15 protein-coding genes are annotated in these 13,033 nt (G+C 53.0%); 8 read left to right on the plus strand and 7 right to left on the minus strand.

The annotated features are described in order from the left end of the window. The first annotated feature begins 26 nt into the window (after positions 1 to 26). The 6 genes from metN (at position 27) to proS (ending at position 5,610) form a co-directional block, all read left to right on the plus strand. Positions 27 to 1,058: a methionine ABC transporter ATP-binding protein MetN gene (gene metN / locus ACS0RQ_RS22590; protein ID WP_039078459.1), complete on the plus strand. Its 1,032-nt coding sequence runs from the start codon at positions 27 to 29 to the stop codon at positions 1,056 to 1,058. Further along, positions 1,051 to 1,704 (plus strand): methionine ABC transporter permease MetI, encoded by a 654-nt coding sequence (locus tag ACS0RQ_RS22595; protein ID WP_039078458.1) that lies wholly within the window; start codon positions 1,051 to 1,053, stop codon positions 1,702 to 1,704. The genes metN and ACS0RQ_RS22595 overlap by 8 nt, the downstream gene beginning before the upstream one ends. Before the next feature lie 43 nt (positions 1,705 to 1,747). After that, positions 1,748 to 2,563, plus strand: coding sequence for a methionine ABC transporter substrate-binding lipoprotein MetQ (metQ, locus tag ACS0RQ_RS22600; protein WP_071193686.1), 816 nt, complete (start codon positions 1,748 to 1,750; stop codon positions 2,561 to 2,563). 107 nt (positions 2,564 to 2,670) lie between these two features. Continuing rightward, complete coding sequence (gene rcsF / locus ACS0RQ_RS22605; protein WP_039078456.1) at positions 2,671 to 3,075, plus strand: envelope stress sensor lipoprotein RcsF; 405 nt, start codon at positions 2,671 to 2,673, stop codon at positions 3,073 to 3,075. Further along, complete coding sequence (tsaA, locus tag ACS0RQ_RS22610) at positions 3,072 to 3,779, plus strand: tRNA (N6-threonylcarbamoyladenosine(37)-N6)-methyltransferase TrmO (RefSeq protein ID WP_271848881.1); 708 nt, start codon at positions 3,072 to 3,074, stop codon at positions 3,777 to 3,779. Before rcsF ends, tsaA begins: the two co-directional genes overlap by 4 nt. A 112-nt stretch (positions 3,780 to 3,891) precedes the next feature. Continuing rightward, positions 3,892 to 5,610, plus strand: coding sequence for a proline--tRNA ligase (gene proS / locus ACS0RQ_RS22615; RefSeq protein WP_271848866.1), 1,719 nt, complete (start codon positions 3,892 to 3,894; stop codon positions 5,608 to 5,610). Between the two features lie 32 nt (positions 5,611 to 5,642). Here proS and nlpE read toward each other — a convergent pair whose 3' ends face one another. From nlpE to ACS0RQ_RS22630, 3 genes are read right to left on the minus strand one after another with little or no spacing between them, the layout of a single operon-like run. Beyond that, positions 5,643 to 6,341 (minus strand): envelope stress response activation lipoprotein NlpE, encoded by a 699-nt coding sequence (nlpE, locus tag ACS0RQ_RS22620; protein WP_271848865.1) that lies wholly within the window; start codon positions 6,339 to 6,341, stop codon positions 5,643 to 5,645. A 35-nt stretch (positions 6,342 to 6,376) separates the two neighbouring features. Continuing rightward, positions 6,377 to 6,799: an alternative ribosome rescue aminoacyl-tRNA hydrolase ArfB gene (gene arfB / locus ACS0RQ_RS22625; RefSeq protein WP_271848864.1), complete on the minus strand. Its 423-nt coding sequence runs from the start codon at positions 6,797 to 6,799 to the stop codon at positions 6,377 to 6,379. Then, positions 6,796 to 7,341: a YaeQ family protein gene (locus ACS0RQ_RS22630; RefSeq protein ID WP_271848863.1), complete on the minus strand. Its 546-nt coding sequence runs from the start codon at positions 7,339 to 7,341 to the stop codon at positions 6,796 to 6,798. Before ACS0RQ_RS22630 ends, arfB begins: the two co-directional genes overlap by 4 nt. A 193-nt stretch (positions 7,342 to 7,534) precedes the next feature. On the opposite strand from ACS0RQ_RS22630, the gene ACS0RQ_RS22635 reads away from it, so the two are divergent. Together ACS0RQ_RS22635 and rof are read left to right on the plus strand one after the other, a co-directional pair. Next, complete coding sequence (locus ACS0RQ_RS22635; RefSeq protein WP_039078450.1) at positions 7,535 to 7,735, plus strand: YaeP family protein; 201 nt, start codon at positions 7,535 to 7,537, stop codon at positions 7,733 to 7,735. Then, positions 7,722 to 7,982 carry a Rho-binding antiterminator gene (rof, locus tag ACS0RQ_RS22640; protein ID WP_039078449.1) on the plus strand — a complete coding sequence of 87 codons (261 nt, stop codon included), beginning with the start codon at positions 7,722 to 7,724 and terminating at the stop codon, positions 7,980 to 7,982. Before ACS0RQ_RS22635 ends, rof begins: the two co-directional genes overlap by 14 nt. A gap of 29 nt (positions 7,983 to 8,011) precedes the next feature. Here the strand turns inward: rof and tilS are convergent, their stop codons facing one another. From tilS to accA, 4 genes are all read right to left on the minus strand, one after another. Beyond that, positions 8,012 to 9,307 carry a tRNA lysidine(34) synthetase TilS gene (gene tilS / locus ACS0RQ_RS22645; protein WP_420372473.1) on the minus strand — a complete coding sequence of 432 codons (1,296 nt, stop codon included), beginning with the start codon at positions 9,305 to 9,307 and terminating at the stop codon, positions 8,012 to 8,014. 63 nt (positions 9,308 to 9,370) lie between these two features. Continuing rightward, positions 9,371 to 9,760 (minus strand): VOC family protein, encoded by a 390-nt coding sequence (locus ACS0RQ_RS22650; RefSeq protein WP_271848862.1) that lies wholly within the window; start codon positions 9,758 to 9,760, stop codon positions 9,371 to 9,373. Between the two features lie 56 nt (positions 9,761 to 9,816). Further along, a complete protein-coding gene (locus tag ACS0RQ_RS22655; protein WP_039078447.1) occupies positions 9,817 to 11,955 on the minus strand; it encodes a lysine decarboxylase LdcC in 2,139 nt (712 codons plus the stop codon). A gap of 106 nt (positions 11,956 to 12,061) precedes the next feature. Next, positions 12,062 to 13,021 (minus strand): acetyl-CoA carboxylase carboxyl transferase subunit alpha, encoded by a 960-nt coding sequence (gene accA / locus ACS0RQ_RS22660; RefSeq protein WP_039078446.1) that lies wholly within the window; start codon positions 13,019 to 13,021, stop codon positions 12,062 to 12,064. Between the last annotated feature and the right edge of the window lie 12 nt (positions 13,022 to 13,033).

The raw sequence follows: 13,033 nt of genomic DNA on the forward strand, positions 1-13,033 counted from the left end.
AACTCTCATACGATAAAAATAATCTGATGATTAAACTTTCCAATATAACCAAAGTATTCCAGCAGGGAACTCGCACCATTCAGGCGTTGAACAATGTCAGCCTGCATGTTCCTGCCGGGCAAATTTATGGCGTCATTGGTGCCTCTGGCGCCGGTAAAAGTACGCTTATTCGCTGCGTTAACCTGCTCGAGCGCCCGTCCCAGGGCAGCGTCCAGGTTGACGGCCAGGAGCTGACAGCCCTTTCAGAAGCACAACTCACTAAAGCTCGCCGCCAGATTGGCATGATCTTCCAGCACTTTAATTTACTCTCTTCCCGCACCGTGTTTGGTAACGTCGCATTGCCACTTGAGCTGGATAACACGCCGCGCGAAGAGATTAACCGTCGCGTCAAAGAATTGCTGGACCTGGTTGGACTGGGCGACAAACACGACAGCTATCCGGCGAATCTGTCCGGTGGTCAAAAGCAGCGTGTGGCCATTGCCCGCGCACTGGCGAGCAACCCGAAAGTACTGCTGTGTGATGAAGCCACCAGTGCACTGGACCCGGCAACTACACGTTCCATTCTGGAGTTGTTGAAAGACATCAACCGTCGCCTGGGTCTGACAATTCTGCTCATTACCCACGAAATGGATGTCGTAAAACGCATTTGCGACTGCGTTGCCGTCATCAGCAATGGTGAACTGATCGAACAGGACACAGTAAGTGAAGTGTTCTCTCATCCCAAAACGCCGCTGGCCCAGCAGTTTATTCAGTCAACGTTGCACCTGGATATCCCTGAGGATTACCAGCAGCGCCTGAAAGATCAGCCACTGGCAGGCAGCGTGCCGATGTTACGCATGGAATTCACCGGTCAATCGGTCGATGCCCCACTGCTTTCTGAGACCGCACGACGCTATAACGTGAACAACAATATTATCAGTGCGCAGATGGATTACGCTGGTGGCGTGAAATTCGGCATTATGCTGACAGAAATGCACGGTGAGCCGCAGGATACACAAGCCGCTATTGCCTGGCTTAAGGAACACCATGTGAAAGTAGAGGTGCTGGGTTATGTCTGAGGCAATGATGTGGTTACTGGCGCGTGGCGTCTGGGAAACGCTGGCAATGACCTTCGTATCCGGTTTCTTCGGCTTTGTGCTGGGTCTTCCGGTTGGCGTGCTGCTGTATGTCTCGCGTCCTGGACAAATTTCGGAGAATGCAAAACTCTACCGTACCATTTCGGCGCTGGTGAATATTTTCCGTTCGATCCCGTTCATTATTTTACTGGTCTGGATGATCCCGTTCACCCGTATTATCGTGGGAACGTCCATCGGTCTGCAGGCAGCGATTGTGCCTCTGACCGTCGGTGCAGCACCTTTTATTGCCCGCATGGTGGAAAACGCCCTGTTGGAGATCCCGACCGGCCTGATTGAAGCCTCCCGCGCAATGGGCGCAACCCCGATGCAGATCATCCGTAAGGTGCTACTGCCGGAAGCACTGCCGGGTCTGGTCAATGCAGCAACAATTACCCTGATTACCCTGGTGGGTTATTCCGCAATGGGTGGTGCCGTGGGTGCTGGCGGTCTGGGGCAGATTGGCTACCAGTACGGTTACATTGGCTATAACGCTATTGTGATGAATACCGTCCTGGCACTGCTGGTGATTCTGGTTTACTTAATTCAGTTTGCAGGCGATCGTATCGTTCGCTCTGTTACGCATAAATAACGTTGCTCACAACACAACGACTCTGAAAGAAAGGAAAAAACACATGGCTTTTAAATTCAAGACCTTTGCGGCAGTGGGTGCCCTGATTGGTTCTCTGGCTCTGGTAGGTTGTGGTCAGGACGAAAAGAATCCGAACCACATTAAAGTCGGCGTCATCGTCGGTGCTGAACAGCAGGTTGCCGAAGTTGCACAAAAAGTCGCAAAAGAGAAATACGGTCTGGACGTTGAGCTGGTAACCTTTAATGACTACGTTCTGCCGAACGAAGCGCTGAGCAAAGGCGACATTGATGCGAACGCCTTCCAGCACAAACCGTACCTGGATCAGCAGATCAAAGATCGTGGCTATAAACTGGTTGCTGTTGGCAATACCTTTGTTTACCCGATCGCAGGCTACTCCAAAAAAATTAAATCTATTGATGAATTGCAGGAAGGCGCTCAGGTCGCTGTACCGAACGATCCGACTAACCTCGGCCGTTCCCTGCTGCTGTTGCAGAAACAGGGCCTGATCAAACTGAAAGATGGTGTTGGCCTGCTGCCGACCGCTCTGGATATTACAGAGAACCCGAAAAACCTGAAAATTGTTGAGCTTGAAGCCCCGCAACTGCCGCGTTCTCTGGACGATGCACAAATCGCGCTGGCCGTTATTAACACTACCTACGCCAGCCAGATCAATCTGACGCCAGCAAAAGATGGTATCTTTGTCGAAGATAAAGACTCTCCGTACGTTAACCTGATCGTTACCCGCGAAGACAACAAAGACGCAGAAAACGTGAAGAAATTCGTTCAGGCCTATCAGTCTGACGAAGTCTACGAAGCAGCGAACAAAGTCTTCAATGGCGGTGCGGTGAAAGGCTGGTAATCCGGCTCGTCAGTAATATCCTTCAGGACGGGCTCATGCCCGTCTTGTCATTTGTGCAAGCTCCTGATTCAATAAGCGGCGTTAAGATCATTTTTTGAGGATATATTATGCGTGCTTTACCGATCTGTTTTTTAGCACTCATGCTGAGCGGCTGTTCAATGCTAAGCAGATCTCCTGTCGAACCTGTTCAAAGCACAGCAACCCCGCCTAAAACAGAACCAGCAAAACCGAAACCGCCGCGTCCGACTCCGGTTCGAATCATTACCAATGCTGAAGATTTGGTGGGTAAACCGTTCCGTGATTTAGGTGAAGTAACCGGTGACTCTTGCCAGGCAACCAATCAGGATTCACCACCGAACATCCCGACCGCCCGTAAACGCATGCAAATCAACGCATCAAAAATGAAAGCGAATGCGGTTCTGCTCCACAGCTGTGAAATCACCAGCGGCACGCCGGGTTGCTACCGTCAGGCTGTATGCGTAGGTTCAGCGCTGAACGTCACGGCGAAATGACCACATTTGCCATTGAGCAGATAGGTGTCATCCGCTCCCCCTATAAAGAAAAGTTTGCCGTTCCCCGCCAGCCTGGTCTGGTTAAACATGGAGGCGGCGAACTTCATCTGCTGCCTCCCTATAATCAGGCCGAAGCCGTCCGCGGGCTTGAGGCGTTCAGCCATCTCTGGATTGTGTTCATTTTCCACCAGACGATGGCTGGCGGCTGGCGTCCTACGGTACGCCCTCCCCGGCTCGGGGGTAATGCGCGGATGGGAGTTTTTGCCACGCGTTCAACCTTCCGTCCTAATCCAATTGGTATGTCTTTGGTGGAGCTTAAAGGCATTCACTGCGAGAAAGAGCGTGTCATTTTGCAACTGGGCAGTCTTGATCTCGTCGACGACACGCCCGTCGTGGATATCAAACCCTATTTACCCTTTGCTGAGGCTCTGCCGCATGCCAGCGCCAGTTATGCGCAGCAGGCCCCCGTCGCGGAGATGGCGGTGTACTTCACGCCGGAGCTCGAAGCGGCATTTCCACAGTTAGAAAAGCGTTACCCGCAGCTAAGATCGTTTATTATTGACGTCCTGGCGCAGGATCCGCGCCCGGCATACCGTAAAGATGAGGAAATGGGGAAAACGTACGCGGTCTTGTTGGTGGATTTCAACGTGCGCTGGCGCGTGACTGCAGCAGGTTTTGAAGTGTTTGCGCTGGAAGGCCGTTAATTTCTCCTCCCTCTACTTTTGGCATCTCTTTCTCGCTGGTAAACTGAATCACTTTTTTTGAATCAGGCTCCTTTTGAGTCTGTTCCAATCGTCCAAATGGAACCGTAACAACATGCGTACTAGCCAATACCTGCTCTCCACTCTGAAGGAGACACCTGCCGACGCCGAAGTCATCAGCCATCAGTTGATGTTGCGCGCCGGGATGATCCGCAAGCTGGCCTCCGGGTTGTATACCTGGCTGCCGACCGGCGTGCGCGTCCTGAAAAAAGTCGAAAACATCGTGCGTGAAGAGATGAACAACGCCGGTGCAATTGAGGTGTTAATGCCGGTCGTTCAGCCTTCTGAACTGTGGCAAGAGAGTGGTCGTTGGGAGCAGTACGGCCCGGAACTGCTGCGTATTTCTGACCGTGGCGAGCGTCCGTTCGTACTCGGCCCGACTCACGAAGAAGTGATCACCGATCTGATTCGTAACGAGCTCAGTTCTTACAAACAGCTACCGCTGAATTTCTTCCAGATCCAGACCAAGTTCCGTGACGAAGTACGTCCGCGTTTCGGCGTGATGCGTTCCCGTGAATTCCTGATGAAAGATGCCTACTCTTTCCATACTTCTCAGGAATCGCTGCAGGAAACCTACGACGCGATGTATGCTGCCTACAGCAAGATCTTTACCCGCATCGGGCTGGAGTTCCGCCCGGTTCAGGCAGATACCGGCTCTATCGGTGGTAGCGCGTCTCATGAGTTCCAGGTACTGGCGCAAAGCGGTGAAGATGACATCGTTTTCTCTGATACCTCTGACTATGCCGCCAACATCGAACTGGCAGAAGCTGTGGCGCCGAAAGCACCGCGTGCGGCGGCAACTCGGGAGATGACGCTGGTTGATACGCCGAACGCGAAAACCATCGCCGAGCTGGTTGAGCAGTTCAACCTGCCGATTGAAAAAACCGTCAAGACACTGTTGGTCAAAGCCGTTGAAGGCAGCAGCTACCCGCTGGTCGCCCTGCTGGTGCGTGGCGATCACGAACTGAACGAAGTAAAAGCCGAAAAACTGGCACAGGTTGCCAGCCCGCTGACTTTCGCGACCGAAGCTGAAATTCGCGCCGTGGTAAATGCGGGTCCGGGTTCGCTGGGGCCGGTAAACATGCCGATTCCGGTCGTTATCGACCGTACCGTTGCGGCAATGAGCGATTTTGCCGCTGGCGCTAACATTGATGGTAAGCACTACTTCGGTATCAACTGGGACCGCGATGTAGCAACCCCGGAAATCGCCGATATCCGTAACGTGGTTGCCGGCGACCCAAGCCCGGACGGTCAGGGTACGCTTCTGATCAAACGCGGTATCGAAGTGGGTCACATCTTCCAGTTAGGTACCAAATACTCTGAAGCGCTGAAGGCGTCCGTTCAGGGTGAAGATGGTCGTAACCAGATCCTGACCATGGGCTGCTACGGGATCGGGGTAACGCGTGTTGTGGCTGCGGCGATTGAACAGAACTTCGACGACCGCGGTATTGTATGGCCTGAAGCGATTGCACCGTTCCAGGTGGCAATTCTGCCAATGAACATGCACAAATCTTACCGTGTTCAGGAACTGGCAGAGAAGCTCTATAACGAACTGCGCGCACAGGGTATCGACGTGCTGATGGACGACCGTAAAGAGCGTCCGGGTGTGATGTTCGCTGATATGGAGCTGATCGGTATTCCGCACACCATCGTGCTGGGCGACCGTAACCTCGACAACGACGATATCGAATACAAATACCGTCGCACTGGCGAAAAACAGATGATCAAGACGGGTGATATCCTGAATTACCTTGTCAGCGCCATCAAGGGCTAACAGTAAAAAGCCTCGCAAATGCGAGGCTTTTTTTATTGGTGATTACAATCTTTTCCGGCTATAAATTTCGCGTTTTTATCCGCCACCAGCGCCTTCTCCATCGCACCGTTATCCGTTTTCGGCTGTAGCGTGAAATGTCCTTCTACCTCCAGCAATACCGGCTGCGAAGCCTGACCTGCCGCTGCTTTATATTGCTGTTCGAGCCGCGCATCGTTGCGGACTGCAATCCGTTTGCCCGTCATACAATCAGCGAACTCTGCCACACCAGCAGTACGCGAATACATGCCACGCATCGCCATCGGCGTTGTCGGTAAGGTCGCCTTGACAGGCTGCAAGACATAATTTAGCTGTGAGTGAATCGGGTTCCCTTCACGATCCAACATTTCCAGCGCACTGCCTTTCGCGCGGAAGTAAAGCTTCTCGCCACTTGCATCTGTCAGCACCAGCTTGTCCGCGGTGCGTGCCCATCGCCCGTAGGAGGCAAAATTTGATGGCGCTTTGCCACCCTGATAGTCCTGATTCATCACCCAGGTGCCATCTTTTTCAAGGAACAGTGAGGTTTCGATGCCTTCACAATCTGCGCACGGCAGAATACCGCGCCAGCTCTGTTGCATTGGCTTGAGCTTTTCAGCTCGCACGGGGGAGACGGTTTCCACCTCTCCCCGATTGTTGCACCCCATCAGCACAAAGAGTGTCATTGCCACAGCCAAAGATACAATCGCTTTATTCACTCTTTCTTCCTTATAAACAGTTCTTATCTCGTCCGTCACTCCTGTGGGCGACGGACCTTCCCTCGTAGCGCTTTTACAGAAGATTTCTGCGCTTTTCCTGCCAGACGCCGCTCTTTCGATGCCCGCGTTGGACGGGTGGCCCGACGGCTTTTTTGCACCACCGTCAGTTCCCTGATTAACGCCACCAGCCGGGCAATCGCCGCTTCGCGATTCATTTCCTGGCTGCGGTATTCCTGCGCCTTGATGATCACGACGCCCTCGGCCGTTAAGAGATGATGCGTCGCTGAAAGCAGCCTCTCTTTATAAAACTCGGGCAAGCTGGACGCACGAATATCAAAACGAAGATGGATCGCCGTAGAGGCCTTATTTACATGCTGCCCACCCGCCCCTTGCGCACGAATCGCCGTAATCTCCAATTCTTCATCAGGAATACTGACCTGGCGGGATATCTCAATCATGCGTGCTGTTGCCAGGTCGTCAGGTGGATTTCCAGATTGGTTTGAGTGTCGCTCAGCCAGATAGTTCCTTCCTGGAGAGTAGCTTGCAGCGACATTGTCCGCTCCGCCAGACCACTCAGCATTGCCAGTTGCTCATCATCCAGGTACCAGATACTCAGATTTTTAAATCCAGCGAGTTTGCTCTGGTTCTGCTGCCACCAGATTTGTGCCGCACGCGAGTTATAGGTAAATAGCGCCACCTCTTTCGACTGCGAACAGGCTTTCTTTAATCGCCGTTCGTCCGGCAATCCGAGTTCGATCCACAGATCGATACCCAGATGATCGTTGCGCAGCCACACTTCGGGCTCGTCATCCGCACACAGCCCACGGGTGAACTGTAGCCGTTCATCGGCGAATTTAATCCATGCCAACAGGCGCAGCATCATGCGCTCCTGCGTCTCGGAAGGATGACGGGCAAGCGTCAATGTGGCATCGAGAAATTGATTCCGGTCTAAATCCGCCACATTCACAGTAGCTTTATAAATGGTTGCTTTGAGCGCCATACCGCCTCCTTTGCATAACAGCGGCTATTGTAGCGAATAAAGATATAACGTGCTGTTATCTCTTATTCTGCGGTTAATTCATCACTCTGATAATGACCCGACGGGTATGGTATAGTCACCTTGCTAAACAGAGTTAATCTTCGTAGGCTTAATGGTATCTCACAGTAAAGCCAGGGTGCTGACAGGAGGACGTGTGGGAAATTATTGTGAGTTAATACGCCAGCGGTATGCGGAAATTGCCAGCGGAGACTTAGGGTATATCCCGGATGCGTTGGGGTGCGTATTGAAAGTTTTGAATGAAGTGGCTTCGGACGATGCCGTTTCAGAGTCGGTCAGGGAAAAGGCGGCGTATGCTGCCGCGAACTTACTGGTGAGCGATTATGTCAATGAATGATACCTATCAACCCATCAATTGCGACGACTATGACAACCTGGAACTCGCCTGTCAGCATCATCTCCTACTGACGCTCGAGCTCAAAGATGGCGAAACTTTGCAGGCAAAGGCCAGCGATTTAGTATCTCGCAAAAATGTGGAATATTTGGTTGTTGAAATTGCAGGAACAACGCGCGAACTGCGTCTCGACAAAATTGCCAGCTTTAGTCATCCGGAAATCGGCACCGTCGTGGTGAGCGAATCCTGACAGCACTTTCGGGCAGCGCTGACTGCCCGTTACTTCTGCCACATTAGCCGTACGCCAGGCTGCCCATTTTCTGCTTTCCCCTCCTGCGTGACAAACACGCCTGCCGCAGCAATCAGCGACTCACCGTAAAACAGTAGTGGTGTTGTATCCCGACGCCAGGGTGCCACGCCCAACTCCTGCCAGATCTTTTTAAGTTTACGGCCACCGTTACGCCCCTGGATGTGCAAGGTTCCCGTCGCCTGAAAGCGTACCGATACCACTTCGTCAGCGCCCGGTGGCCTCAGTTCATCGCCCGGTACAAGGCGCAGAACGCCAAGCCCATCCGGCAACGTCAGCGGCAAAAAAGGATCAGTCCACTGCAGAACTTTTTCGCGCTGGCCCGCAAGCGCCTTAACCCACCACAAATAACCCTGATAACGGCGGATTTCATGATCGCCAAGACGCAAGCATGGCGCTGCATCCTCTCTGGCTAACGCCACCTCTTGCCAGACCCGTAGCAACATTTCCCGGGAAGGCATCGGTGCCTGCTGCGCGGAAAGCCAACGCCGTAAGATAGCGGCACGCCGTGCCGCACTTAACGTTTCCAGCGCCGCAATCGACAGCCCACCGTCACGGTGCGTCGCCGCCGCAAGCTCGTCTGCCAGCAGTTCATCCAGCAATTGCTCCTGCTCGCCGCACAAGGCCGCGCTCCGGGCGACCGCATCGGCAAAATGCGACCAGCGGGCATTCAATGCAGGCAGAACGCGTAAACGCAGGAAGTTGCGGTCATAGGCATCATCAGCATTACTCTCGTCTTCAATCCATGACAACCCATATTGCTGCGCCCAGCGAAGAAGGGCTTCGTGTGTTTCGTTCAACAACGGTCTGAGGAGCATAGTATCGGCAAACGGCAGCGTTTCTGGCATACCCGCAAGACCGGCTGGACCACTCCCCCGCTTAAGCGCCAGTAAAAACGTCTCGCACTGGTCATCAAGATGCTGGGCGGTGAGCAGCAATTCTCCAGGGACTAACGCCTGAGTAAAGGCGGCATAGCGGGCTTTTCTCGCCTGCGCTTCAATTCCATTGCCTTCATCCACCAGTTGTACCCGATGAATAACAATCGGCACCTGCCAGCCATCGCAGACCTGCTGACAATGAGCAGCCCAGGCATCCGCATTGGGGCTTAATCCGTGGTGAATATGAATCGCACGCAGGGAAATGCCCGGCTGCTGACGACGCCACTGCACCAGACGGTGCAACAGTACTGTCGAATCGAGCCCGCCGCTAAACGCCACCAAAAACTGGCGTTGATGGGCAGGCAAGCGAGAAAGTAAGGGCATGATCATGGCATTAACCGAAACGGAAATCATGCCCGGCACGTTACCGGGCATTCCTGTGACTGGCAAGGCTTACTGCTGATAGAGTTCCAGCGGAAGGTTGTCAGGATCTTTAAAAAAGGTAAAGCGCTTACCGGTGTAAGGGTCAACACGAATCGCTTCGCACGAGACATTGTGCGCTTGCAGGTGAGCAACCGCCTGATCGATATCCACAACGCTAAAGGCCAGATGACGTAATCCGCAGGCTTCCGGCCCACTCGAACGTGCTGGCGGAAAGGGAAACGAAAACAACTCAATGACATACTGGCCATTCAGCGCCAGGTCTCCTTTCCAGGAGTCACGCTCTTCACGATAAACTTCGCTTTGCAGCGTAAAACCCAGGATATCGCAATAGAACGCTTTACTCTTTACATAATCCGTCGCGATGATGGCGATGTGATGTACCTGTTTTAAACCCAGCATAGTGTCTCCTTTTGTCTTTGCGCACGTTACCGTTGTGACAGGTAACCCGCAAGAGGTTACGGTCTTTTTAAGACACGTACCCAATAGACGCCATCTTCTCCCCGCTTCGCGCCATGGATATCCGTTTCAAAACCCGGATAGTGCCGCCCTATCGCACAGAGCATTAAGAGGAAATCCAAAACCGAGCGGCTCGCTTCGGTGATCATCTCCCCTGGCATCAATAACGGCACGCCCGGCGGGTAAGGTAAGATCATATTGGCGGAGATACGCCCCGTAAGTCTTTCCAGTTCAATGGTTTCAACATCACCACGGATTTGCTGCTGCCACGCCTGATGCGGCGTCAGCTTCATTTCCGGCAACACATCAAACGCCCGCAGCATCAGTTGCGGCAGATCGTGCTGGCGGATCAATTTATGGATGCCCTGCGCAAGATCCTGGATCCGCATATTGCGGTAGAAGTCGGGATCTTCGGCATACAGATCCGGCAGCATGTTCTTCACGCGTAAATTGAGATCGTAGGCACGCTTGAACTCCATTAACCCACGCAGCAGGCCCATGGCACGGGTTTTGTCGATCCCGATACTGAACAGGAACAACAGATTGTAAGGACCCGTTTTTTCAACTACCACGCCGCGCTCATCAAGAAACTTCGCCACCAGCGCCGCCGGGATCCCCTCTTCACTCATATTGCCTTGCTCATCCATACCCGGCGTCAGAATAGTCACCTTGACCGGGTCGAGGAACATGTGGTCTTCGTCAGCATCGCGGAAGCCGTGCCAGCTTTCTCCCGGCGCTACCGGCCAGCAATCGGCCTCATTGATCTCCTCGGGCTGCCAGATATCAAAGAACCAGCCATCGGCTTCATCTTTTAACCGCTGTACCTCTTTGCGGAAATGCAAAGCGCGCTCAACCGAACGGTTAATCAGCCGTTTACCGGGGTTACCGCGCAACATTGCCGCCGCGGTCTCAATGGAGGCCACCAGCGGGTAGCTTGGAGAGGTGGAGGTGTGCATCATAAAGGCTTCGTTAAAAGTATCTTCGTCATACTCACCTTTCACATGGATAAGCGAGGCCTGCGAAAACGCCGCCAGCATTTTGTGCGTCGATTGCGTTTCGAAAATCACTTTCCCCGGTACCCGCTCACCGCTCATGCCGCTCTTCCCGGCATAAATCGGATGAAAGTTGGTGTACGGCACCCAGGCGGAATCGAAATGAATAGAAGGCACATCCAGCGTTTTTTTAATCCAGTCAGTGTTATATAGCAGCCCATCGTAAGTGGAATTGGTGATTACCGCATGCACCGGCCAGGTTGCACCTGCGGTTGCAGCAATCTTTTGTTCAATGCTGGCATGGGTGAATTCCCGGCGCGGAATACCGCCCAGAATCCCCAGCGCGTTACGTCCCGGCTTTAACCACAGCGGCGTAACGTCGCTCATCATTAACAGATGGGCCAGTGACTTGTGGCAATTGCGATCAATCAGCAGCGTACTGCCCACCGGTGCGGCGTACATACCCACAATTTTATTGGAGGTGGAGGTGCCGTTGGTGACCATATAACTTTGCTCAGCGCCAAAGGTGCGGGCAATATACTCCTCGGCTTCCAGATGCGGCCCGCTATGGTCCAGAAGCGAGCCCAGTTCCGTGACCGAGATAGACACATCCGCTTTTAGTGTGTTGCCGCCGAAGAAATCATAAAACAGGCAGCCAACCGGGCTTTTCAGGTAGGCCGTACCCGCCATGTGGCCTGGCGTGCAGAAGGTGTATTTTCCTTCTTTCACATAGGTAAAGAGCGCTTTGGTAAAGGGCGGCGTGATGTTATCGAGATACTCTTTTGTGTACTGCCCGATACGTGTTGCAATGTCATCGGCCATCCCCAGGGCATATTCAAAAAACCACAGCGCCATCCGCATATCTTGTGCGCTAACATCCAGCGTCGAATGGGTGTTGATAAAGGCATAAAGGGGAAGATATTCGTTAAGCTGGTTGATATCGCTGCATAAATCGAGCGTGTACTCGTCCCAGTCGAAAATGACGCCGCAGATACGCGGATTGTGTTCGATGAATTTCAGCAGGTCACTGCTGTTTTGTGGCCAGATTATCTGAAACCCTTGTGCCTGGAGCGCCTTCTCAAGCTCCTTGATCGGCTCATCTTTGTAAAAGACGCCGTGCGGCCCCATGATGGCAATAATATTCACGGTTACCTCCTGAAAAAAACCTAAGTTAATCATAGCTGAGGTAAACAGGGGGTATAAAAAAAGCCACAACACTGTGTGGCTTTTCAGAATGATCTTTCAATGCTTATCAGGCGTAACCGTAGCTCATCAGACGCTGGTAACGGCGATTACGCAGATCGTCTTTGCTCAACACGTCCAGATCCGCCAGATCCGCAATCAACTGCGCTTTCAGAGAGGCCGCGATGGCTTCCGGGTTACGGTGTGCGCCGCCTAACGGTTCCGGAATGATCGAGTCGATCAGTTTCAACTCTTTCAGACGCGGTGCAATGATACCCATTGCGTCGGCAGCCAATGGGGCTTTGTCTGCGCTTTTCCACAGAATGGACGCACAGCCTTCCGGCGAGATAACCGAATAGGTGCTGTATTGCAGCATATTCACTTTATCACCCACGCCAATGGCCAGCGCACCACCAGAACCACCTTCACCGATAACGGTACAAATGACCGGTACGCTCAGACGGGACATTTCACGCAGGTTACGCGCGATCGCCTCAGACTGACCACGCTCTTCCGCGCCCACGCCAGGGTATGCGCCTGGGGTGTCGATAAAGGTAATGATCGGCATATTGAAACGTTCAGCCATTTCCATCAGGCGTAGCGCTTTGCGATACCCTTCCGGTGCCGGCATACCAAAATTGCGGCGAATTTTTTCTTTGGTTTCACGTCCTTTCTGGTGGCCGATAATCATCACCGGGCGACCGTCAAGGCGAGCGATACCACCGACGATAGCTTTGTCGTCCGCATAAGCGCGGTCGCCAGCCAGCTCGTCGAATTCATCAAATGCGAGGCGGACATAATCCAGGGTGTATGGACGCAGCGGATGGCGTGCCAGCTGAGCGACTTGCCATGCACCAAGATCGGCAAAGATTTTGCGCGTCAGCTCTACGCTTTTTTCACGCAGACGATGCACTTCTTCATCGATGTTAATATCCAGTTTTTCATCCTGACGACTTACTGACGTCAGAGAATCGATTTTCGCTTCCAGCTCGGCAATCGGCTGTTCGAAATCAAGGAAATTCAGACTCATAGTATTCCTGTA

Source organism: Phytobacter diazotrophicus, from assembly GCF_052061655.1.
Lineage (GTDB): Bacteria > Pseudomonadota > Gammaproteobacteria > Enterobacterales > Enterobacteriaceae > Phytobacter > Phytobacter diazotrophicus.